This is a genomic window from Kluyvera sp., assembly GCF_965301105.1.
Genome location: NZ_CBDKZX010000017.1, coordinates 25,165 through 46,828, shown reverse-complemented (window position 1 = coordinate 46,828; position 21,664 = coordinate 25,165). Strand labels below are relative to the sequence as shown.

Below are 21,664 nucleotides of genomic sequence, written 5' to 3'. Positions count from 1 at the left end.
CCAGGAAGGAAGAAATAATGGACAAGATTGCCGCCGCAGGTATTAACACCGCGCACCAGGCGCTGCTGGACCGTATGCAGCAAACGGCCATGCTGGCTTCCGCCGGCTCGGTCAACACCGCACAGACGATTGCCCCGGCGAACAGCGCGTTTGCCAGCACCGACTCGGTCTCTTTTTCCCGCGTTTTAAATAACGCCATCGACAACGTGGACGCGCTACAGCACAGCGCCAGCGCCAAACAGACCGCAATTGATATGGGTCAGAGCGACGACTTAGCCGGCGCGATGATTGAGAGCCAGAAAGCCAGCGTGGCCTTCTCGGCCATGATGCAGGTGCGCAACAAGCTCAACAGCGCGCTCGACGAAGTGATGAATATTTCGCTGTAAGGTCTGTACCGTGTTAAACAAAATCAAAGATCGTCTTCCTGCCGTCTCCCTCCCCGCTGGCATCAACAATCCGAAACTGCTGGTGATTGCCGGCGGCGTGGTGCTGGCGATCGCCATCATTGCGTCGTTGTGGAATCACAATCAGGGCTACGTCGCGCTGTACGGCGCGCAGGAGCAGGTGCCGGTCGCGCAGGTCGTGGACGTACTGGGCGCGGAAAACATTGCCTACCGCATTAATCCGGACAACGGCCAGGTGCTGGTGACCGAAAACAAACTGTCCCAGGCGCGTATGGCGCTGGCGGCCAAAGGCATCAGCGCGGCAACGCCGGACGGCTATGAGCTGATGGATAAAGAAGAGATGCTCGGTAGCAGCCAGTTTATCCAGAACGTGCGCTACAAGCGCAGCCTGGAAGGCGAGCTGGCGAAAAGCATCATGGCGCTGGACCCGGTAGAAACCGCGCGCGTTCATCTTGGGCTGAGCGAGTCCAGTTCGTTTGTGCTGACCAATAAGCCGAACAGCAGCGCCTCGGTTGTGGTGCAACTGCGCTATGGCCGACAGCTGGATGAACAGCAGGTGGCCTCGATTGTGCAACTGGTGTCCGGTTCCGTACCGGGCATGTCCGCGGAGAGCGTACGCGTGGTCGATCAGGCGGGCAATCTGCTGTCTGACGGCGTGGCCGGGCCGGACGGCAGCATCGCCGGTAAACGCCTGGGCGACGATGTCATGCAGCGTATCCGCGAAGATACCAGCAAGAATATCGCCAGCCTGCTGACCTCCCTGGTGGGCGCGGGCAACTATCGCATCAGCGTTGCGCCGACCGTGGACTTAAGCCGTGTGGAAGAGACTCAGGAACGTCTGGGCAAAGATCCGCGCGTCAGCGATGAGCAGCTAAGCCAGGAGAACACCACCAACGAAATGGCGTTCGGGATTCCCGGCTCGCTAAGCAACCGCCCGGTGAACCAGAACCCGCAGGCTGCCGCCGCACAGGCGGCGGGCGATGCGGCTCCGGCGGCTAACACCGCTGCTAACAACACCAGCGACCCGCGTTCCCTCTCCAGCCGTAGCCAGGAGCAGCGTAAATACGCGTTCGATCGCGACATCCGCCATATCCGCCATCCCGGCTACAAGCTGGAGAAATTGAGCGTCGCCGTGGCCTTGAACCAGTCCGCGCCTGCGCTGGCCAATATTACCCCCACGCAGCTGACGTCGATCACCCGTCTGGTGGAGAGCGCCGCCGGTATTGATAAAGAACGTGGCGACGCGCTGACGCTGGACGTGCTCGCCTTCACCGCGCCGGCAGCCGACAGCATGCTGAACCAGAAGTGGTGGAAAGACCCGGATATGCAGTACTGGGGACAAAACGGCGGGATTGGCCTGCTGGCCTTACTCACGCTGCTGTTTGGCGTCCGTCCGCTGGCCCAGCGTCTGGGACGTCGCGAGCGTCTGGTGAACGAGGCTCAACAGAACGAACGCGGCCTGTTGACCGATGAGTCCGAAGCTCAGGATGACAATCTCACCGCGCTGCCGAGCACCGCTTTTAACAACAACGACGATCTGCTGCCGCCGCAAAGTTCCGGCCTGGAAACCAAGGTGGAGTATCTCCAGGTTCTGGCCCAGAGCGAGACGGAGCGCGTAGCGGAAGTACTGAAACAGTGGATTAACAGCAATGACCGAAGCAACAGCAAATCGGAATAGTAATTCAGGTAGCCGCAGCCGTCTGGAACAGGCGGCCATCCTGCTGATGAGCGTGGGAGAAGAAGCCGCGGCGCAGGTGATGCAGAAGTTGAACCGTGAAGAGGTTGTGCTGCTGAGCGAAACCATGGCGCGTCTGCATGATGTGAAGGTTAACCACGCGCGTCAGGCGATGAACAACTTCTTCTCCGACTACCGTGAGCAGAGTGGTATCAACGGCGCATCGCGTTATTACCTGCGGAGCATTCTGGAAAAAGCGCTGGGCGGCGAAATTGCCCGCAGCGTGATTAACGGCATCTACGGTGATGAGATTCGCTATCGCATGGCGCGCCTGCAATGGGTGGATATTCCGCAGCTGGCGGCGCTGATTGAGCAAGAGCACCTGCAATTGCAGGCGGTGTTCCTCGCCTTCCTGCCGCCGGATATTGCAGCCAGCGTACTGAGCGTGCTGCCGAGTGAACGTCAGGACGAAATCATCTACCGCATTGCGCGTCTGGATGACGTTAACCGCGACGTGATCGACGAGTTGGATCGTCTGATTGACCGTGGCATCGCGGTGCTCTCCGAGCACGGCTCGAAGGTCGCCGGTATCAAGCACGCCGCGAATATCGTCAACCGTATCCCCAGCAACCAGCAGGAGCTGCTGGAGCAGCTGCGCGAACGTGACGAGAGCGTGGTCGACGATCTGCAGGATGAGATGTATGAGTTCTACATCCTCAGCCGCCAGACCCCGATGACCCTGCAACGCCTGATGGATGAAGTGCCGATCGATGAATGGGCCGTGGCGCTGAAGGGCACCGAACCGGTGCTGCGCCAGGCGATCTTCAACGTCATGCCGAAGCGCCAGGTGACCCTGCTGCAAAGCACCACCACACGCCTGGGGCCGGTGCCGGTCAGCCGTATCGAGCAGGTGCGTAAAGAGATTATGCAGACCCTGCGCCAGCTGGTGGAAGAGGGTGAGATTCAGGTACAGCTGTTCGCAGAACAGACGGTGGAATAAACCATGTTCAAAAAACGCAGCTTATCGCTGAGCGCCAACCGCCATGCCACCGCGAAACCGCAGCTGCATAAATTCCCGCCGTTGCGTAAACGCTGGGCGACGCCTGACGCGCCGATGGACGACCAGTCGGTTGCCGCGCCGGATCCGGCGGCGTATCAGCAGCAGCTGGAGGAAGGTTTCCGCGAGGGCGTGAATCAGGGCTTCGCGCAGGGGATGGCAGAAGGCAAAGAGGAAGGCTATCAGGAAGGCATGCGTCTGGGCTTTGATGACGGGATGCGTAAAGGGCTCGCCGAAGGTAAACAGCAGGCTCGCCAGCAGTTCCTGGACGCGGCGGCGCCGTTTGAGCGCATCACCGCCGACGTCCAGCGTTTCCTTGACGGTTATGAACAGCGTCGTCGCGAAGAGCTGCTACAGCTGGTGGAGAAAGTCACCCGTCAGGTGATTCGCTGCGAGCTGGCATTGCACCCGACGCAGCTGCTGGCGCTGGTGGAAGAGGCGGTGACCAGCCTGCCGCAGCCGCCGGAGCAAATTCGCGTGATGCTCAATGCTGAAGAATTCCGCCGCATCAGCGAAGCGGAGCCGGAAAAGACCCGCGAGTGGGGGCTGGTTGCCGATCCGGCGCTGGAGCTGGGCGAATGCCGTGTGATTACCGATACCACCGAGATGGACGTTGGCTGTCAGCACCGCCTCGACCAGTGCGTGTCGGTGCTGAAGGACAACCTGTTGCCGGAAGCCGCGCATGAGCAGCCTTGATTTCGAACAGGCGCTGCGCTCCATTGAACAGATCGATCTGGCGCGCGTCGCCGGGAGACTGGTCCGCGTCAACGGTATTTTGCTGGAGTGCGTCGGCTGTCGTCTGGCGATTGGCCAGCTGTGCCACGTCGAAAGCATCGAGCACGAGATGATGGAAGCGCAGGTGGTGGGCTTTGACCGCGAAGTCACCTACCTGATGCCGTTCAAGCAGCCTTCCGGCCTGATTGCCGGCGCGCGCGTGTTTCCCGCCGGAAAAAGCGAAGGCGTGATGATTGGCGACCAGTGGCTGGGGCGGGTGGTTAACGGCCTTGGCGAACCGCTGGATGACAAAGGCAAACTCGGCGGCGACACGCTGCTGCCGCAGCAGCTACCGCAAGTTCACCCGCTGAAACGCCAGCCGGTGGAGGCGCCGCTGGACGTTGGCGTACGCGCCATTAATGGCTTGCTGACCATCGGCAAAGGCCAGCGCGTGGGGCTGATGGCGGGCAGCGGCGTGGGCAAAAGCGTGCTGCTCGGCATGATTACCCGCTACACCCAGGCCGAAGTGGTGGTGGTGGGGCTGATCGGCGAACGTGGCCGTGAGGTGAAAGAGTTTATCGAGAACTCGCTACAGGCCGAAGGGCTGGCGAAGTCGGTGATTGTCGCCGCCCCGGCGGACGAGTCGCCGCTGATGCGCATCAAAGCCACCGAGCTGTGTCACACCATCGCCAGCTATTACCGCGATAAAGGCAAAGACGTGCTGCTGCTGGTCGACTCGCTGACCCGCTACGCCATGGCGCAGCGTGAGATTGCGCTATCACTCGGCGAACCTCCCGCCACCAAAGGCTATCCGCCGTCGGCGTTCAGTATGATCCCCCGTCTGGTGGAGAGCGCCGGCAACAGCGAAAGCTGCGGATCGATGACCGCGATCTATACCGTGCTGGCGGAGGGCGACGATCAGCAGGATCCGATCGTCGACTGCGCGCGTGCGGTGCTCGACGGCCATATCGTGCTGTCGCGCCATCTGGCGGAAGCGGGACACTATCCGGCCATCGATATCGGCCAGTCGATCAGCCGTTGCATGAGCCAGGTCACCGCCCGCGAACATCAGCTCGCCGCGCGCACGCTGAAGCAGCTATACGCCGAATACCAGAGTATTAAACCGTTGATTCCGCTGGGGGGGTACGTTGCTGGCGCAGACCCGCTGGCTGATAGAGCCGTCCGTCTCTCTCCGGCCATCACGCAGTTCTTACAACAGGAAGTTCAGGACGCGGCGTTAATGGATTCGACCGTTAACGATCTGCGTACGCTGGCGCAAGCAGGGTAATGCACGATGAATAAACTGATTTCTACGCTGGAACAGCTTCATCTGATGCGCACGCGCGCGGTTGATGATCTCAGTTCGAAGCTGGCCTCGCAAAAGCAGGTCTGCCAGCGCTTTGAGAAGAATATTGATGCGCTGACCTCGCTGGCCTCCGGGCTGGCGGAGCAGAGCGTCAATAGCGCCGTGATGATGATTAACCAGTCGAAATATAAGCACAATATTCAACGTGTTATCGACTGGCAGAAACAAGAGCAGGCGCTGGCTAACCTCGAAGCGCAAAAAATTCAGGGCAATCTGCTGGCCGAGGCGAAGCGCGAAAAGAGCCTCGAGCTGGTACTGGACGCCAAACGCAGCGACCAACGGATGGAAATGAGCCGTCGGGAGCAAAAAATGACTGATTCTGTTTCTACCCAGTGCTGGCTGCGTCAGCAGCTGGCCGCCGCGCGCCAACGATAATTGTGATGAAGACCGCCAATAAACCAAACCTGATGTCCGCGTTGCTGGCTCGCCAGCAGCGCCCGCAGCCGCAAACAACGCCATTTGTCAGTGTCGTCTGCCCGACCTATAACCGCCGCGAGTTTCTGCCCTATCTGCTTTATATCTGGCAGTACCAGGACTACCCGGCGGACAAGCGCGAGCTGATTATTCTCGACGATTCTCCGACCAGTAACGCCGATCTCATCGAGATGATGAGCGACCCGGCGACGCCGAACGTACGCTATATCCATAGCCCGGAGCGATTGGTGCTGGGCCATAAACGTAATCGGCTTAACGCGCTGGCGAAAGGGGAATACATCATCTGCTTTGATGATGACGACTACTATCCGCCGAATAAAATTTCCCATCAGGTGACGCAGATGCAGAGTCATCACGCGCTGTTTTCCGGTTGCGATCAGATCTACATCTGGTACAGCCACCTGGACAAAATCTACCTGACGCACCCTTTCGGCGCGCACCATGCGCTGAACGGTACTTTTGGCTATCACCGTAATCTGCTGAAGAAAAACCGTTATGACGATGATGCTACCCGGGCAGAAGAGTATGCCTTCCTGAACCGTTTTACGACGCCGGTGCAGCAGATCGACCCGAAGCAGAGCATTCTTTGCATTTCGCACAGCAGTAATACCTTCGATAAAGACTACATCATGGACAGCTCCACAGCGGTAGATCTGACGCTGGAAGATTTCGTCCACGACCCCAACCTGCTGGCGCATTACCGTCGCCTGAGCACCGCGCCACTCAACACGCTGGTGAACTGGTCGGTGTTTGAGAAGGTTGCCGTGATTTACGAACCGCAGCAGGAGGAGATGCTTCCCGAACGCTGTGAGGCGCTGCTGGCGCTTGGCGTCCAGGCCGATCAAATCTGGCCGGTGGCGAAAGTGAAGGCCGAGTCGAGCGATGCCGCCGCGCGGCAGACCCACTACCAGATTGTGGCGCACGCTAAACAGCAGGGCTGGAAGAACGTGGTGCTGCTGGATGCCGAACTGCGGTTTGTGAAAAAAGAAAACGCGGTGAACAACATCAACAAACTGCTCAACGGCCTGGAACTGCTGGATTGGCAGGTGCTGCTGCTGGGCGGGCGCTATGAACGCTTCGTGCCCACGCGGACCATGCAGGGCGTGGCGCGAATTTACAAAGCGGGCTGCGCGTGCGCCTATGCGGTGAATGCCAACTATTACGACACGCTGCTGGAGACCTACCAGCAAGCGCTCAGTCTGGATCACTGTTGGCAAAATCTGCAGCAGCAGACGCCGCTGTGGCTGGGCTTTAGCCCGAGCTTTGCTTTCTTGCAGCATCATCCAGACCCGAAAACGGGTGAGCTGATCGACTGTACGCACTGGTTTTTCCGTAAACATCGTGAAGCCGAGACGACCAAAGAGAACACACATGGAACTGATTGAACATTACCAACCTGAATTCGTTGCACGCTTCGATGCGCGGGAGACGTCGTGTGCCTGTCCGGCGTGCCAGAATGCCGAACAGGCGTGGCCGCACATCAGCGTAAAGCTGAAAAACCAGCAGCGTGAAACGCTGGATATTGGCTGTGAAACGGCGGCAAAAGAGATGCTGTTCAACCCGGAGGCCTTCGTGCTGCATACCGCAAAGGCCGCGCCGCAGAGTGAAGAGTTACTTTCGGCGTGGAGCGAAGCGCTTAACCAGCAGTGTATCAACCTGGCGGTGCATCCGGCGCTGACGCTGGAAGAGAGCCTGTATGCCATCGGCATACTGCTTAGCAAAGCACAGCAGCATCTGGATAACGGCGAAAGCGATCCGGCGCTACTGGTCGACATGGGGGCGCAGTTGGCCACGCTGGCGGAACAGGGTGTACTGGCGCAGCAGTTTGCTATGTTGCCGCCCATCATTGAGAACCGTGCGGCGGAACTTAAAGAGATGGGGGCGATGCGCCTGAACCTGAATCTGCCGATGGTGGAGAAAATGGGAATGTCGCTGAAGCTGAGCGAACTGGCGATTATGCAGCCCGCCCGTCTGGCAGAGCGTCAGCAGGCGCTGGATTCGGCATGGCCCACGATCGCGTTGTTTGACGAGCAGCCGCATACGCTACGCAATATCCTCATTTATCAGCTGTATAGCGATATTTTCCCCGGCGTAGGCTGCACCAATTACGGCGAAGCGCTGCTCGGCCTCGCGCGGCAGTTTTTCCACATCAAAATGCTGTGCGTCATTCGCGCCGAGCAGAAGGAACTGACTCAGGACGATGTCGCGCTGCTGGTAAGCGCCCTGCGCGGCTGGCAGCAGAAAAATCCGTTTGTCGCCGAAGCGGGGAATACGGCGGATTATAGTTTGCTGTGCGGGCTGTCGCTGCTGTAATTGTGAATGCAGCTGACCTGAAGATACCGCTTATATCAGCGGTATTTTTTCATCCTGTTTTTTTGATTATTATTTTTCGTAAAATACTATGACCACTATTGATTGGAATATCATTGATAAAGTTATTTTTATCAATCTAGACAGGCGGAAAGATCGTCGGGTACGAATTGTAAAACATCTCAAAAAAATAGGTGTGCCTAAGGATAAGGTTTTCCGATTAGATGCGGTTGAGCATAGCCCTGGATATATTGGTTGCTCACTTTCGCACATTGCCGCTTTAGAAATGGCACAGCAAAACAAATGGCAAAGAGTGCTAATTCTTGAAGATGACTTCTCCTTCTCTGAGACGGAGGAAAATTTCGAAAATGTGAATCGTTATTTTAAAACACTTAATAATATTAGTTGGCATGTGGCTTTTTTAGCTGCTAATTATCAACAGGTGACACCATTAAAGAGTGTAGATTATCTTGTTAGAGTGGATAAAGCCTGGTGTGCATGTGCTTATATTGTCAACGCTTCTTATTATGACAAGTTGATTCATAATTATCGTTCAGGCGTTTTCGCATTACTACAGGGTGGAAGTAAGCAAGAATACGCTATTGATGTGAACTGGCATTCCTGCATGCAAGAAGATTTATGGTTAGGTATATTTCCTAATAGTGGTTACCAGTTACCTGATAAAAGTGATATTGAAGAGGTTGAGGTTGATTATCAATCGCTGTTTAATAAACCGCTCCATCAGATAACAACTCCAGAACAATTCAATAACCCGACGACCGGGCCTATAAAAGTTGATTTTTATTTCCAGTGGCCATCGGGTTGGACTAATTTTGAGTCAGTCATTCAGGCTATGCTTAATAATCCAGCATTTGATTGTCAGGTAATTGTTGTTCCTTATCTTAATTGGCATGCGACAGATATCAATGGTGATATTCAACGAAAGATACTCAAAGATAGGTGTATAAAGTATGTTGGTTTTGAAGATTACTTATTAGAAAACCGCAGACCTGATGTCGTTTTTCTTCAGAATCCATACGATGAAGCCCGTCCTGAAGCCTTCCGAAGTGATTATCTTTATCGGCGTGGGGTGAAAATTGCTTATATTCCCTATGCACTAGATACTGGTATTGGCGAAGAAAGTATGATCTATCAGTACAATCTCTTATGCCAAAATATTGCAACTTGGGTATTTGCTCGCTCTCAGCGCCATAAAGATGAGTTCGCCGTTCAATGTCAGGCTGGTAATAAACACGTTTATGTTACAGGCCACCCTAAATTTGACTATTACGAGAGTCGTTATCAGTCAGTTGCGCGCATGGGAGAAAAAAATCAGGTGAAAACTTTTCTGTGGACAACTCATTTTGTCCTGCCTGGTGATGTTAAAATGTATACTACATTTAATATCTATTGTAATGTTTTTATTGAGTTGATGATGCGGGATGATATTCATCTCATTATTCGACCACATCCTTTATTCAAACAGTGGATTCATGAAGCCAGTCAGATTGCTCGCGACAATTACGAGCGATTGGTCAGAATTTCTGCGACCAGAAATAATGTAACTTGGGACTTTAGCCCAACTTATCAGGAATCGTTTGCTAAATCGGATGCACTTATTGCAGATGCGGGTTCCTTTTTACTTGAATATCTCCCGTCGAAAAAACCGATACTTTATTTAACTCACGAAAATTGTCACGGTTTGAATAAAACGGCTGATTTTATATATAAAAACTATGATGTTGCATGGCAGGAAGAAGATATCCATCGTTTTGTAAATAATGTGGTCAATAACCTGGATCCGATGAAATCAGCACGTGAGGTTATTTTACGTGAAGAGCTTTGTATTGATGATACAACAGCGGGAGAAAAAATTGCCAATATTATTCATAATTCATTACGTGGTGAAGGAAGTGTATGAATATTGTGGTTTCAGGATGATTATAATAATGGAAGGTCTCATTTAATGAAAAATATTGCCATAATTCTTTCTGGTGGTGTTGGTACCCGTTTCGGTCAAATTCAACCGAAACAGTTTTCTAAGTTGGCTGGAAAAGCGATTATCGAATATACGATTGATTGCTTTGAAAAATCGTCACATATTCATGAAATTATCGTTGTTTCACAAAGTGACTATAGCGAACTGATCTGGAATTACGTCCGGAAAAACAATTGGCAGAAAGTTAGCAAAGTTGTGCATGGGGGAAATGAAAGATTTTATTCTTCATACTCTGCTTTGCAATCAATTATAGATTATGATGAGGAATGTAAGGTATTATTTCATGATGCAGTTAGACCGTTGGTTGATGAGTCTATTATTCAGAAATGCATACAGGCATTAAATAATTTTAAGGCTGTTGATGTGGTTATTAATTCTGCCGACACTCTTGTCGAAGTACAGGATGACGGTTGCATTTCTAACATTCCTAATCGTTCCGTAATGCGTCGAGGGCAAACACCACAGGCATTTCATCTGGCAACGATACGTCAGGCTTATGAGAAAGCCATGATATCAGGTAAAGTTAATTTTACCTGCGATTGTAGCGTGCTTCGTGCAATGCTTCCTGCGATACGTGTAATGACTGTTGATGGGCATGAAGACAATATAAAAATCACACACCCTATTGATTTGTTTCTAGCAGAAAAATTATTACAGGAAAGAAGTCAGTCCTCTGCCAGTTCTCCGACAGATCTCAGTTTTTTACGGCATAAGAATATTGTGATCTTCGGTGGTTCGAGTGGCATTGGTCAAGAAATGATGAACATCGCAACTTTATATGGAGCTAAAGTTTATATTGCAAGTCGCTCTCATAATAATGTTGATGTGACTAACTTAAGTTGTGTAAAAAGTTATTTGAAAGATATCGTAGATGAGCATGGTGATATTGATTATGTTATCAATACTTCCGGTGTGCTCATTAAAAAACCGCTTGATAAATTAACAATGGAAGAAGTTTCCCTATTAGTTAATGTTAATTACCTCGGTGTTGTTAATGTCGCAATAGCGGCAAAAGACACGCTTGCTCGTAAAAATGGTATGTTACTTAATTTTGCTTCTAGTTCATATACGCGTGGAAGAGCTTTTTACGCTTTATATTCCTCAGCAAAAGCAGCTGTCGTGAATTTAACGCAAGCATTATCGGAAGAATGGATTCAGGAGAGTGTACGTGTCAATTGTATAAATCCAGAGCGCACCGCAACTCCAATGCGGAAATCAAATTTTGGCCTGGAGCCAATTGATACACTATTGACACCAAGAGATGTCGCCTCAAAAAGTCTTGCTGTTTTAGCAATGCAAAGCACAGGTGTGGTTATTGATATCAAAAAAGATGGCTTGAAAGGTTAATTTCATGATTTATGATCGCATTTTTCTACCAAACGATAATTTTCCGGTGCATTATCGCTTTAAAACGGCAGAACGGGATTGTAAGCATTTATTAATCGTTATGTCGGGATTCAATGTACCGGATCCGACAGTCTATGACTTTGAAAATGTATTATTACATTGCGATTCTCATATTTTATGGATTAAAGATGATTTTGATAAGTTACCTGCTTACTATCTTTGTAATAATATGTCCTTTGATATTGAGGAGAACGTTAGTAGTCTGATTTTAGGGGTGATAGATTTTCTTAAATGCACAAGCTCGTCGATTATTGGTGCTTCAAAAGGCGGTAGTATGGCGATGTATTACGGCATTAAGCATAATATTAATAATATTATTTCTATAGTGCCCCAATTTAACATTGGGAGCTATGTTTGTGAGGGGGGTTATTGGGAGGATATTGGTAAAGTCATGATGGGGGAATTCCGTAATGAACACATTGACATTCTTAACAATAAATTGTCTGGAATAATTCGCAGTGCCAAAAAAAAGGATGGGAATATATACTTATTTTCATCCCCTGACGACCATCAGTATCCGGTTGAAATACTCCCAAATTTAGATGGGTTTAAAGATTATAAGAACTTTAATTTCATTTTAAGTAAATCAAAAATGATTACTCAGCATAATGAAGTTGCGTATTATAACATAAAGTTAATATTGTCATTAATATACCAATTTGAACATGGCATTGCACCGCTATGGGGTATTATACATAATGGTGAAGCTTGGAGTTAATCATGAAAATATTATACCTGGCAAGTTATTTGCCAGGATGAAATGTTTGTTAACCCTACCCCTGCTGATACAACCAATTCTCCGGCTCACTGGTATTCAGCAAATTACCCAGAATATCTTGCTGCATACTCATCAACGCCCCGTTGTAGTCGTTGGCGATCCGGCAATCAGCAGCCTGCTGCTGAAGACTTTGCCAGAGGGCGGAAACAGAAGGCTGATGGGCGGCGGGCAGGCGGGCGATCAGCGTTTTCAGGCCTTCGGTGCTCGGGTCAATCCCTAACTGGCCGAGAATCTGGTAGCGCTGCTGGCTGCTTTGCGACAGCTGCTGGTACAGCGCCATAATCTGCTCGTTGATGACGTCGAGCGACGCGGCGTCGCGGGCAACAATGTGGTGGCGCTGCTTTTCAAGTAGTGCGGTCAGGGCATGATAGCGTTTACGGTCTTCGGTCATGTCCTGAATCAGTGCTTTAACGCGTTGGGCTGCGTTAGTCATAAATTACCTCTGGAAATACTTTTGCATCGCATCGGTCAGTGAATCAATATTGACGCTGATTTTGCCGCTGCTGATGGCTTCTTTCATTTCGGCGACGCGCGCCATGTCGACTTCTGGCAGCGTGCTCAGCTGCGTTTGCGCATCGCCAAGAACCGGATCAATCGCGGCGCTGCGCGTCACGCTGGTGCCTTCCTGAGCCACGGTGCGGGTCTGCTCCGCGCTGCTGGCTTTATTGATTGCGGTGGTCAGGTTGTACTGTGGTGCGGTTACTTTCATCGCTGCGCCCTCGTTCTCATTGTTTATGGTGGTGGCGTATGAACCTTGCCCTGCGGAAGTCGGACTTCCTGTGCCGTTGTCAGTAAAGAGCGGCAGTTAAGGAAGATAACTTAAACGTTGCGGGAAGTTTTTTAATTCCCGCTGGCGTACACCATGTTTACCACGCCGATGTCGGCGACAATGGCGCTGACCACGCGACCGCTACTCTCGTTTTTCACCTTAATAATCTCGCCCTTACGCCCCTTTTTCATGGCTTCGCCCATGGTACGGGCCTCGACGCCATTTTGTTCAGCCACCATCAGCACTCGCTGGCCACGTTCAACCAGCAGCGGTGACTCTAGTTGGTTGAGTGTAATCGGCTGGCGGTCGCGCACGCGGCGCTTCACGGTCAGGCCGATAACCTCTGCCGGATCGGTCAGGTAGTCGCCACGCGTGTTGCTGATGTTGAGTTTTTTAATGGTGAGGTTGTCGGCGGAAATCTGCTGGCCGCGTTCGAGGGTGCTGTCGGCCACGACGACTGGCAGATAGATATCCGGTTTGACGGTGACCGCGATATCCCAGCCGTTGGCATCCGCACAGCGCACATCAAAACGCAGACGGTTGAGATCGAGACGGTCGCCGCCGGGGATCGACACGGCAGGTTCCTGGCTGCAGGTCGCGTACTGCGAGGCTTCGGAGGGAATAAACAGGTTCATTTTCGCCTGATATTCCGGCCACCGGCGGCGTTTCGCTTCCTGGCGAACAATATCAGCCGCGTGGAGCTGGACGGCGACATAGATTTGCTTACGGGCGCTGGTCGGGCGCTCAGCGGCGGACGCGGGAATCGCGGCGGAGATAGCGAGCAGGAAAAGGCCGGTGAGGAAGCGGAAATCCCGTTTCACACTGGCGCGAAAAAAATGAACAAAAACATTATAAATCATGTAATTAAAACCTTGGCATGAATATTGCTATACGAGTGAGCAGATCATGCAGGTTTTAGCATCACGAGGGTGTGAATTGTGAGTATTACTTTTGACAAAGCATTGGGCGTTCATCCACAGGCTGTAGCACTTCGACTTTCCCGAGCAGAGCTGCTTTCAGCCAATCTGGCAAACGTTGATACCCCCAACTTCCAGGCTAAAGATATTGATTTTGCCTCCGAGATGCAACGCTCACGGTCGAGTTTTTCCACGCAGACGTCAGCGCAGGAGATGTATCGCGTGCCCTATCAACCCTCTTCAGACGGCAACACCGTCTCGTTGAACGTTGAGCAGGCCGAGTTTGCGAAAAACACCCAGGACTACCAAATGAGCCTGGCCTTTTTAAACATGAAGTTCACTGGTCTCAAGCAGGCCATTGAAGGCAAGTAATCCAACGCAGGTAACCACGCAATATGGCTTTTTCGGATATCTATCGCGTTTCGGGGTCGGCGATGACGGCGCAAACCGTTCGTCTTAACACCATCGCCAGTAACCTCGCCAACGCGGAAACCGCCTCCGCCACCGAAGACGGCACCTATAAAGCGCGTCGTCCGGTGTTTGCTGCGGTTTATCAAAACGATGAGTTGATGCACAGCCGCGCGCTCACCGGCGCGCGCGTGCAGGTGATGGACGTCATTGAAACGGGCAACGCGGTGCAGCGCTATGAGCCGCACAACCCGATGGCAAGCGACGACGGCTACGTCTACTACCCGGACGTCAACGTGGTGGAAGAGATGGCGGACATGATGTCAGCGTCACGTGGGTTTGAAACCAACGTCGACGTACTTAACAGCGTAAAAAGCATGCAGCAAAGCCTGCTGCGACTTGGGGAAGTATAAGCATGAACGTTGATAACTCTTACGCCAATAGCCGGGCTTCCAGCTCCACGGATGGTATTACCAGCAACAGCACCGCCTCCGGCATGAACACCATGTTTATGCAGCTGCTGGTTGCGCAGATCCAGAACCAGGATCCGCTCAACCCAACCGACGGGACCGAGTACGTCAGCCAGCTGGCGCAGCTGACCCAGGTGCAGTCGATGGAAACCATGTCGCAGCTGATGGCCAACAGCTCTGTGCTGATGGACAACCTGCAAACCCTCACCACCGGCAACCTGGTCGGGCAGCACGTGATGGTACAGACCAGCTCTATTGAGAGTGATGGTGAAACCGTGCTCGATGGTCGTCTGACGCTGGAGCACGCGGCCAACGTGGTGACGGTGATTGTTAAAGATTCCGCTGGCGTCGAGCACAAAATCGAGCTGGGCAAACAGGAAGCCGGACAGGTGGATTTCAACATCGATCCGGAAGAACTCGGCCTGAGCGAAGGGAAATATACCCTGAGCGTGGTGACCGATACCGGCGAAGAGAACGTGCCGGTTGAAATCGGCGGCGTGGTGAACAACGTGCGTATCCCGCTCGACGGTAGCTCGACCGTACTGAACATCAACGGTCTGGGTGAAATCGCCTACAACAATATTACCCAGTTTGGTAACACCTCTAAGAACAAAGCCTGAAGTGAATCAGGCAGTTAATTAAACAGGAACGATTATGAGCTTTAGTATTGCAACTTCCGGTCTGAATGCCGTTACCGAACAGCTGAACGCTATCTCGAACAACATTGCCAACTCCGGCACCGTGGGCTTCAAGTCTGGCCGCGCTGAGTTCTCCGCGCTGTATGCGGAAAGCCAGCCGCTGGGCGTCGGCGTTTCAGCGGTAACCCAGAGCATTACCAAAGGGGGAAGCATCTCTTCCACCGGCACCGCGCTGGATCTGGCGATTAACGGCAACGGTTTCTTTATGGTTCGCGATAGCGCCGGCACCACCGCCTATACCCGTGCGGGCTACTTCGGCACCGACAGCCACGGCAACCTGGTGAACAATCTGGGTATGTACCTGCAAGGGTATCCGGTTGATGCCAACGGTACGCTACAGGTGGGGACCATCAGCAACCTGACCATCAGCAGCGGTTCTATTCCGGCGAAAGCGACCGAAAGCATCGACTTTACCGCGAACCTGGATGCGCGCGCGGAAGTCCCGGCGACCTCGCCGTTCGACCCGAAAGACAACACCTCTTACAACAACTCCTACACGACTCAGGTTTATGACTCTCTGGGCCGCGAACACACGCTGAACCAGTATTTTGTGAAGACCGGTGAAAACGAGTGGGAAGTGCATTACTACATGGACGATAAGCCGGTGACCAATGGCGGCGTCGATCAGGTGCAGAACCTGACCTTCAATAGCCAGGGCATCCTGACCAACCCGAGTGGTTCCGTTCCGCTGACTGCCGACATCGCGGGCGCTGAATCCATCACTATCGACATGAGCTACAACGGCACCTCCCAGTACGGTTCCGACTTCTCCGTCAGCAAAAACAAAGGCGACGGCTACGCCTCCGGTGAACGTACAGGCCAGGCGATCGATGAAGACGGCAGCGTGTACGCCACCTTCTCCAATGGTGAACGCCTGCTGCAGGGCCAGCTGGTACTGGCGAACTTCACCAACCCGAACGGTCTGCAGTCGCAGGACGGCACCACCTGGGCGCAAACCGCCAGCTCCGGCGCGCCGCTGACCGGTACGCCGGGTTCCGGCCTGCTGGGTTCTATCGTTTCCGGTGCGCTGGAGTCGTCCAACGTCGATCTGACCTCCGAGCTGGTGGGCCTGATGACCGCGCAGCGTAACTACCAGGCGAACACCAAAGTCATCAGCACCAACGACAGCATGATGAGCGCGCTGTTCCAGGCGGTGTAATCGATGGATCGCTTACTTTTCACCGCGGTGAGCGGCGCGTCGCGCAGTCTGTCGCAGCAGGAGATCCACGCGAACAACCTGGCGAACGTCAACACTCAGGGCTTCCGCAGCGATCTCGACAACGCGTTGACCCAACAGGTGAGCGGCGAGGGCTATGCCACCCGCTACCTGGCGCAGCCCACTCAGGGCGGCGTCGATTTAGCGCCGGGCGCGGTACGGGAAACCGGCCGCGATCTGGACATCGCCGTGAAGGGCGATGGGTTGATTGCGCTGCGCAGCGGCAACCGTGAGGTCTATACCCGCAACGGCCAGATTGATATCAATGCCGAAGGGGAGCTGTCGATCAACGGGCTGCCGCTGGAAGGCGATAACGGCCCTATCGTGCTGCCGCCGTACTCGTCGGTCTCCATCGCTGAAGATGGGGTGATCACCATCGTGCCGGATGACGGCGACATTGCCGCGCCGATGGATATCGACCGCGTGAAGCTGGTGAACATTCCTGCCAGTGCGCTGAGCAAAAACGACGCGGGTTTCCTGGTGAGCAACGCGGCGTTTACCCCACGCGATGAAGACGTGACGGTGGCCGCCGGGCATCTGGAAGCGGCCAACGTGTCGGCCATCGGCGAAATGGTCTCCAGTATTGCGCTCAACCGTCAGTTTGAAGCGCAGATCAAGATGATGAAAGCCGCAGAAGATCTCGCCACCGCAGGCAACCGCCTGATTCGCGGCACTTAAGAATACGATTAAGGAATACCAATGAATCCTGCTTTATGGATCAGCAAAACGGGGTTAGCGGCGCAAGACGCCCGCATGACCACCATTTCGAACAACCTGGCGAACGTTAACACCACCAGTTTTAAACGCGACCGCGCGATGTTTGCCGATCTGTTCTATCAGAATCAGCGCACGCCAGGCGGCCAGCTGGATCAGAACAACGTCTCACCGACCGGCATCCAGTACGGGACCGGCGTTAAGGTCGTTGGAACGCAGAAAGAATTCACCGTCGGCAGCATCCAGAACACCGGGCAAAGCCTTGATGTGGCGATCTCTGGTCAGGGTTTCTTCCAGGTCGAAACCGCCAATGGCGATATTGCCTATACCCGCGCCGGCAACCTGCAGAAAACGCCGGAAGGCGTGCTGACCAATGCCCAGGGCCTGCCGCTGATCCCGCAGATTGAGCTGCCGGACAACGTCAAAGACCTGCAGATTGGTAAAGACGGCACGATTACCGCCACTGTGGCGGGCGAGGCCGATCCGGTTGAGCTGGGTCAGTTGACGCTGGTGAACTTCGTCAATCCGGCCGGTCTGGAAGCCATCGGCGGCAACCTGTACCTCGAAACCGCGGCCAGCGGCCAGGCGGTAGAAGGCGTACCGGGTGAAGAGGCGTTTGGCCAGCTGGAACAAGGGTCGCTCGAAGGCTCTAACGTACAGGTCGTTGAGGAGATGGTCGATATGATCACCGTTCAGCGCGCCTATGAAATGAACGCCAAAATGGTCTCTGCCGCCGACGACATGCTGAAGTTTGTCACGCAGTCGATGTAACGGTAGGACAGTGAAGTGAAAGAGATGAAAAAGCAGGTAGCAGTCGTTTTGCTGGCGCTGATGCTGTCGGGCTGTGAAAGCCCGGCGCTGCTGGTGCAAAAAGACGACGCGGCGTATGCGCCGCCGGAAGATTTCGCCATGCCGGAAACCCCGGTACGCGGCGGTGGAGTGTACAACAGCGGCTATAACTGGTCGCTGATTCAGGACCGTCGCGCCTACCGCGTGGGCGATATTCTGACCGTCAAGCTGGATGAATCCACGCAGGCCAGCAAGCAGGCGCGGACCAATTTCGGCAAGAAGAACGATGTCTCGCTGGGCATCCCAGAGGCCTTCGGTCATTCGGTGGATAAGCTGTCCGGCTCGGTTGACGGCAGCCGTAACTTCAACGGCAGCGCCACGTCGCAACAGCAAAACAGCCTGCGCGGGGCAATCACCGTCGCGGTATTTAAGGTGCTGCCTAACGGCGTGCTGGCGATTCGCGGCGAGAAATGGCTCACCCTCAACCAGGGCGATGAGTATATGCGCGTGACCGGGCTGGTGCGTGCCGATGATATCGAGCGCGATAACTCTGTGTCGTCACAGCGTATTGCCAACGCCCGCATCTCTTACGCCGGGCGCGGCGCGCTCAGCGATTCGAACGCCGCGGGCTGGCTGGTTCGCTTCTTTAACCACCCGCTGTTCCCGATGTGATGGAGGCCATGATGCTTAAACGGATACTGTTTTTCCTGTGCCTCTTCAGCGTGTCTGCCGTGGCCCAGCCGCTGCGTGACGTGGTGGATATTCAGGGGGTGCGTGGTAACCAACTGATTGGCTACAGCCTGGTGGTCGGCCTTGACGGCACCGGCGATAAAAACCAGGTGAAGTTCACCAGCCAATCGGTCACCAATATGCTGCGCCAGTTTGGCGTGCAGCTGCCGGCCAAAATCGACCCGAAGGTTAAAAACGTGGCGGCGGTGGCGATCAGCGCCACGCTGCCGCCGGGCTACTCGCTGGGTCAGAGCATTGATGTCACCGTTTCGTCCATTGGCGATGCCAAAAGCCTGCGTGGCGGCACGCTGCTGCTGACCCAGCTGCGCGGTGCTGACGGTGAAGTCTATGCGCTGGCGCAGGGCAACGTAGTGGTTGGCGGCGTTAAGGCCGAAGGCAACAGCGGCTCAAGCGTGACCATCAACACGCCGACCGTGGGTCGTGTGCCGAACGGCGGCTCCGTTGAACGCGAGATCGCCAGCGACTTCCAGCAGGAACCGATGGTGATGCTTAACCTCAAACGGCCAAGCTTTAAAACCGCCAACACCGTTGCCGTGGCGCTGAACAACGCTTTTGGCGCGGGGACGGCGACTGCGCAGAGCGCCACCAATGTGGCGGTGCGAGCGCCAATGGGCGCCGGCGCGCGCGTGGCCTTTATGTCGGCGCTGGAAGACGTGCAGATTAACGCCGGCAAGCAGCCGCCGCGCGTGGTGTTTAACGCGCGCACCGGCACCGTAGTGATTGGCGACGGCGTGATTGTGCGCGCCGCGGCGGTCTCCCACGGCAATCTGACCGTGACTATCCGCGAGTCGTCCAACGTCAGCCAGCCAAACGCCTTTGGTCGCGGCCAGACGGTAGTGACGCCGGAGAGCGACGTCAGCGTGAACCGCGGTCGCGGCCAGATGGTGACGATCGCCGCGGGCACCAGCCTGCGCAGCATCGTGAACACCCTGAACAGTCTGGGCGCCGCGCCGGACGATACCATGGCCATTCTTCAGGCGCTGCACGAAGCAGGCGCGCTGGATGCTGAACTGGTGGTGATGTAATGCTGGATGCGATTAACCGACAAACCGCGATTCTGCCCGGCGATATGACCGGGCAGGTCAAGCCGCAGAATCTGGAACAGGCTGCCGAGCAGTTTGAAGCGCTGATGCTGAAATCGATGCTGTCGCAGATGCGCAAAGCGTCGGATGTGCTGGGGGAAGATAACCCGTTCAACAGCAAGCAGCAGCGAATGATGCGTGATTTTTATGATGACAAGATGGCGTCCGAGCTGGCTTCACAGCGCAGCACCGGCATCGCGCAGATGATCATCAACCAGCTGTCGCCTCAGACGACGGCATCGCTTAAGAATGGGGCGGAAGCGGCCGCTTTACATGGACAACCGCAAGAACTTAAAACGCCCGTCGTTCCCGTAACCCGAAGGGCAGGAGTAAGCCATGAGTATGATTAATATCGCCTTCAGTGGTCTGCAGGCAGCCCAGCTGGGCATGAATGTCACGTCGATGAATACGGCCAACTACCTGACCTCCGGCTACAGCCGTCAGGGGATCATCCAGAGCGCTATCGGCCCGATGGGCGAAGCCGGGATTACGCCGGGCAGCGGCGTGCAGGTGGATAGCATCCGCCGTATCTCCAGTCAGTATCTGGTGAATCAGGTGTGGCAGACCAACACCAAGTCCAACTACTACAGCATGGGCAACCAGTACATCAGCGCACTGGAGAAGGTGATCGGCACCGACTCAACCAGCATCGGTACCGGGCTTGATGATTTTGTCAGCGCCCTGAGCGAGTTGACCCAGGAGCCAGAATCACAGGCGCGGCGTCAGCAGCTGCTGAACCAGGCCAACACGCTGGCTACCCGCTTCAATAGCATGAACAACTTTGTCACCAGCCAGAAAGAGTCCATTACGACTCAGCGCGGGGCGATGGTTGATCAGATCAACACCCTGAGCGGCGGCATTGCCGACTACAACAAGAAAATTGTTGAGATGGACGCCACCGGTGGCAACAGCAGCACGCTCCGCGACGCGCGCGACGAGCTGGTAAAGCAGCTCAGTTCGCTGGCAGAGGTCAAGGTTAGCGATGACAGCAGCGGCTATACCGTTTCGCTGAGCAACGGCCAGCCGCTAGTCAGCGGTAAAACCGCCGGGCAACTGAGCGTGGGCACGGACGGCAACGGGAATTCGACGTTAACCCTGAAGTTCTCCACCAGTGAGTTTTCGCTCAACCCGTCCGCCGGCGGTCAGCTGGGCGCGCTGTACGATTATGAAGTGGGGACGCTCAAGCAGATGGGCGACGCTATTCAGGGCATGGCGCAGGCGGTGGCGGACATGTTCAACGATCAGCTGGCGAAAGGCTATGACCTGAACGGCGATGCGGGAAAACCGCTGTTCACCTTCGATCCGTCCAACCCGGCGGGCATATTGCAGGTTAACGATCTCGAGCCGGAAGAGCTGGCCCTGTCCAGCGATCCCGACGAACCGGGCAACGGCGATAACCTGAACCTGCTGATCGAGCTGAAAAACCAGAAAACCAATATCCCTGGCCTCGGCAACATGAGCCTCAACGAAGGGGCGGCGGCGATTATCTCCACGATTGGTATTGCCAGTAAACAGAGTAAAACCGAAATGGACGCGGCGGTGTCCGTCAGCGAGCAGGCGCAAGAGCAGCGGGATAACCTGAGCGCGGTTAACCAGGACGAAGAGGCGATTAACCTGCAAATTTACATGCAGTCCTATCAGGCGAACATGAAAGTGATTGCTGCTGGAAACCAGGTCTTCAGCGATTTGCTGGGCATTTTTTAAGC

General features: G+C 54.4%; 24 protein-coding genes. 21 read left to right on the top strand and 3 right to left on the bottom strand.

Annotated elements, in window-relative coordinates; translation table 11 throughout:
• Positions 1–17: 17 nt before the first annotated feature.
• The 11 genes from fliE to ACW14G_RS09175 all read left to right on the top strand — a co-directional run bounded on the left by fliE (position 18) and on the right by ACW14G_RS09175 (position 12,085).
• The gene (gene fliE, locus ACW14G_RS09225) at positions 18–386 is read left to right on the top strand and encodes a flagellar hook-basal body complex protein FliE (RefSeq protein ID WP_167574736.1); all 369 of its coding nucleotides are present in this window, start codon (positions 18–20) and stop codon (positions 384–386) included.
• Between the two features lie 10 nt (positions 387–396).
• Complete coding sequence (fliF, locus tag ACW14G_RS09220; RefSeq protein WP_249022567.1) at positions 397–2,082, top strand: flagellar basal-body MS-ring/collar protein FliF; 1,686 nt, start codon at positions 397–399, stop codon at positions 2,080–2,082.
• Positions 2,054–3,079, top strand: a complete 1,026-nt coding sequence (locus ACW14G_RS09215; RefSeq protein WP_167574738.1) for a flagellar motor switch protein FliG — start codon at positions 2,054–2,056, stop codon at positions 3,077–3,079. The genes fliF and ACW14G_RS09215 overlap by 29 nt, the downstream gene beginning before the upstream one ends.
• 3 nt (positions 3,080–3,082) lie before the next feature.
• Positions 3,083–3,832 (top strand): flagellar assembly protein FliH, encoded by a 750-nt coding sequence (fliH, locus tag ACW14G_RS09210; RefSeq protein WP_249022568.1) that lies wholly within the window; start codon positions 3,083–3,085, stop codon positions 3,830–3,832.
• Entirely contained in the window at positions 3,819–5,138 is a 1,320-nt protein-coding gene (gene fliI / locus ACW14G_RS09205; RefSeq protein WP_167574740.1) for a flagellar protein export ATPase FliI, read from the top strand. The genes fliH and fliI overlap by 14 nt, the downstream gene beginning before the upstream one ends.
• A gap of 6 nt (positions 5,139–5,144) precedes the next feature.
• A complete protein-coding gene (gene fliJ / locus ACW14G_RS09200) occupies positions 5,145–5,591 on the top strand; it encodes a flagellar export protein FliJ (RefSeq protein WP_167574741.1) in 447 nt (148 codons plus the stop codon).
• A gap of 5 nt (positions 5,592–5,596) precedes the next feature.
• Positions 5,597–7,036, top strand: a complete 1,440-nt coding sequence (locus ACW14G_RS09195; protein ID WP_223803657.1) for a glycosyltransferase family 2 protein — start codon at positions 5,597–5,599, stop codon at positions 7,034–7,036.
• The gene (locus tag ACW14G_RS09190) at positions 7,023–7,964 is read left to right on the top strand and encodes a hypothetical protein (protein WP_223803658.1); all 942 of its coding nucleotides are present in this window, start codon (positions 7,023–7,025) and stop codon (positions 7,962–7,964) included. The genes ACW14G_RS09195 and ACW14G_RS09190 overlap by 14 nt, the downstream gene beginning before the upstream one ends.
• A gap of 88 nt (positions 7,965–8,052) precedes the next feature.
• Positions 8,053–9,882, top strand: a complete 1,830-nt coding sequence (locus ACW14G_RS09185) for a glycosyltransferase family 25 protein (protein WP_455648566.1) — start codon at positions 8,053–8,055, stop codon at positions 9,880–9,882.
• Between the two features lie 45 nt (positions 9,883–9,927).
• The gene (locus tag ACW14G_RS09180) at positions 9,928–11,307 is read left to right on the top strand and encodes a bifunctional cytidylyltransferase/SDR family oxidoreductase (RefSeq protein WP_167574745.1); all 1,380 of its coding nucleotides are present in this window, start codon (positions 9,928–9,930) and stop codon (positions 11,305–11,307) included.
• A gap of 4 nt (positions 11,308–11,311) precedes the next feature.
• A complete protein-coding gene (locus tag ACW14G_RS09175; protein WP_455648565.1) occupies positions 11,312–12,085 on the top strand; it encodes a hypothetical protein in 774 nt (257 codons plus the stop codon).
• Between the two features lie 55 nt (positions 12,086–12,140).
• On the opposite strand, the gene ACW14G_RS09170 is transcribed toward ACW14G_RS09175, so the two are convergent.
• From ACW14G_RS09170 to flgA, 3 genes are all read right to left on the bottom strand, one after another.
• Positions 12,141–12,578: a flagellar protein FlgN gene (locus ACW14G_RS09170; RefSeq protein ID WP_167574747.1), complete on the bottom strand. Its 438-nt coding sequence runs from the start codon at positions 12,576–12,578 to the stop codon at positions 12,141–12,143.
• Between the two features lie 3 nt (positions 12,579–12,581).
• Entirely contained in the window at positions 12,582–12,881 is a 300-nt protein-coding gene (flgM, locus tag ACW14G_RS09165; protein WP_223804129.1) for a flagellar biosynthesis anti-sigma factor FlgM, read from the bottom strand.
• A 104-nt stretch (positions 12,882–12,985) separates the two neighbouring features.
• On the bottom strand, positions 12,986–13,774 hold the full coding sequence (gene flgA, locus ACW14G_RS09160) for a flagellar basal body P-ring formation chaperone FlgA (protein ID WP_167574749.1): 789 nt from the start codon (positions 13,772–13,774) through the stop codon (positions 12,986–12,988).
• Positions 13,775–13,852: 78 nt separating this feature from the next.
• Here flgA and flgB point away from each other — a divergent pair, with 78 nt between their 5' ends.
• From flgB to flgK, 10 genes are read left to right on the top strand one after another with little or no spacing between them, the layout of a single operon-like run.
• Positions 13,853–14,203: a flagellar basal body rod protein FlgB gene (flgB, locus tag ACW14G_RS09155; RefSeq protein ID WP_167574750.1), complete on the top strand. Its 351-nt coding sequence runs from the start codon at positions 13,853–13,855 to the stop codon at positions 14,201–14,203.
• 23 nt (positions 14,204–14,226) lie between these two features.
• Complete coding sequence (gene flgC / locus ACW14G_RS09150) at positions 14,227–14,652, top strand: flagellar basal body rod protein FlgC (protein ID WP_167574751.1); 426 nt, start codon at positions 14,227–14,229, stop codon at positions 14,650–14,652.
• Between the two features lie 2 nt (positions 14,653–14,654).
• A complete protein-coding gene (gene flgD / locus ACW14G_RS09145; protein ID WP_167574752.1) occupies positions 14,655–15,329 on the top strand; it encodes a flagellar hook assembly protein FlgD in 675 nt (224 codons plus the stop codon).
• Between the two features lie 34 nt (positions 15,330–15,363).
• On the top strand, positions 15,364–16,566 hold the full coding sequence (gene flgE / locus ACW14G_RS09140; RefSeq protein ID WP_223803662.1) for a flagellar hook protein FlgE: 1,203 nt from the start codon (positions 15,364–15,366) through the stop codon (positions 16,564–16,566).
• A gap of 3 nt (positions 16,567–16,569) precedes the next feature.
• Complete coding sequence (locus ACW14G_RS09135; RefSeq protein WP_167574754.1) at positions 16,570–17,301, top strand: flagellar basal body rod protein FlgF; 732 nt, start codon at positions 16,570–16,572, stop codon at positions 17,299–17,301.
• Between the two features lie 21 nt (positions 17,302–17,322).
• Positions 17,323–18,108, top strand: coding sequence for a flagellar basal-body rod protein FlgG (flgG, locus tag ACW14G_RS09130; RefSeq protein WP_167574755.1), 786 nt, complete (start codon positions 17,323–17,325; stop codon positions 18,106–18,108).
• Positions 18,109–18,132: 24 nt separating this feature from the next.
• The gene (gene flgH / locus ACW14G_RS09125; protein ID WP_167574756.1) at positions 18,133–18,798 is read left to right on the top strand and encodes a flagellar basal body L-ring protein FlgH; all 666 of its coding nucleotides are present in this window, start codon (positions 18,133–18,135) and stop codon (positions 18,796–18,798) included.
• Positions 18,798–19,901, top strand: a complete 1,104-nt coding sequence (locus tag ACW14G_RS09120; protein WP_411908135.1) for a flagellar basal body P-ring protein FlgI — start codon at positions 18,798–18,800, stop codon at positions 19,899–19,901. Before flgH ends, ACW14G_RS09120 begins: the two co-directional genes overlap by 1 nt.
• The gene (locus tag ACW14G_RS09115) at positions 19,901–20,308 is read left to right on the top strand and encodes a rod-binding protein (RefSeq protein WP_167574757.1); all 408 of its coding nucleotides are present in this window, start codon (positions 19,901–19,903) and stop codon (positions 20,306–20,308) included. Before ACW14G_RS09120 ends, ACW14G_RS09115 begins: the two co-directional genes overlap by 1 nt.
• A complete protein-coding gene (gene flgK / locus ACW14G_RS09110) occupies positions 20,295–21,662 on the top strand; it encodes a flagellar hook-associated protein FlgK (RefSeq protein WP_223803663.1) in 1,368 nt (455 codons plus the stop codon). Before ACW14G_RS09115 ends, flgK begins: the two co-directional genes overlap by 14 nt.
• The last annotated feature ends 2 nt before the right edge of the window (positions 21,663–21,664 follow it).

Bases quoted from the DNA above. Each gene is read 5' to 3' on its own strand.
- ACW14G_RS09115 (WP_167574757.1), top strand. From the start codon at position 19,901: ATGCTGGATGCGATTAACCGACAAACCGCGATTCTGCCCGGCGATATG.
- ACW14G_RS09195 (WP_223803657.1), top strand. From the start codon at position 5,597: ATGAAGACCGCCAATAAACCAAACCTGATGTCCGCGTTGCTGGCTCGC.
- ACW14G_RS09120 (WP_411908135.1), top strand. From the start codon at position 18,798: ATGGAGGCCATGATGCTTAAACGGATACTGTTTTTCCTGTGCCTCTTC.
- flgE (WP_223803662.1), top strand. From the start codon at position 15,364: ATGAGCTTTAGTATTGCAACTTCCGGTCTGAATGCCGTTACCGAACAG.
- flgK (WP_223803663.1), top strand. From the start codon at position 20,295: ATGAGTATGATTAATATCGCCTTCAGTGGTCTGCAGGCAGCCCAGCTG.
- ACW14G_RS09175 (WP_455648565.1), top strand. From the start codon at position 11,312: ATGATTTATGATCGCATTTTTCTACCAAACGATAATTTTCCGGTGCAT.
- ACW14G_RS09135 (WP_167574754.1), top strand. From the start codon at position 16,570: ATGGATCGCTTACTTTTCACCGCGGTGAGCGGCGCGTCGCGCAGTCTG.
- flgD (WP_167574752.1), top strand. From the start codon at position 14,655: ATGAACGTTGATAACTCTTACGCCAATAGCCGGGCTTCCAGCTCCACG.
- ACW14G_RS09170 (WP_167574747.1), bottom strand. From the start codon at position 12,578: ATGACTAACGCAGCCCAACGCGTTAAAGCACTGATTCAGGACATGACC.
- flgH (WP_167574756.1), top strand. From the start codon at position 18,133: ATGAAAAAGCAGGTAGCAGTCGTTTTGCTGGCGCTGATGCTGTCGGGC.
- ACW14G_RS09180 (WP_167574745.1), top strand. From the start codon at position 9,928: ATGAAAAATATTGCCATAATTCTTTCTGGTGGTGTTGGTACCCGTTTC.
- ACW14G_RS09215 (WP_167574738.1), top strand. From the start codon at position 2,054: ATGACCGAAGCAACAGCAAATCGGAATAGTAATTCAGGTAGCCGCAGC.
- fliE (WP_167574736.1), top strand. From the start codon at position 18: ATGGACAAGATTGCCGCCGCAGGTATTAACACCGCGCACCAGGCGCTG.
- fliJ (WP_167574741.1), top strand. From the start codon at position 5,145: ATGAATAAACTGATTTCTACGCTGGAACAGCTTCATCTGATGCGCACG.
- fliI (WP_167574740.1), top strand. From the start codon at position 3,819: ATGAGCAGCCTTGATTTCGAACAGGCGCTGCGCTCCATTGAACAGATC.
- ACW14G_RS09190 (WP_223803658.1), top strand. From the start codon at position 7,023: ATGGAACTGATTGAACATTACCAACCTGAATTCGTTGCACGCTTCGAT.
- fliH (WP_249022568.1), top strand. From the start codon at position 3,083: ATGTTCAAAAAACGCAGCTTATCGCTGAGCGCCAACCGCCATGCCACC.
- ACW14G_RS09185 (WP_455648566.1), top strand. From the start codon at position 8,053: ATGACCACTATTGATTGGAATATCATTGATAAAGTTATTTTTATCAAT.
- flgA (WP_167574749.1), bottom strand. From the start codon at position 13,774: ATGATTTATAATGTTTTTGTTCATTTTTTTCGCGCCAGTGTGAAACGG.
- flgC (WP_167574751.1), top strand. From the start codon at position 14,227: ATGGCTTTTTCGGATATCTATCGCGTTTCGGGGTCGGCGATGACGGCG.
- flgG (WP_167574755.1), top strand. From the start codon at position 17,323: ATGAATCCTGCTTTATGGATCAGCAAAACGGGGTTAGCGGCGCAAGAC.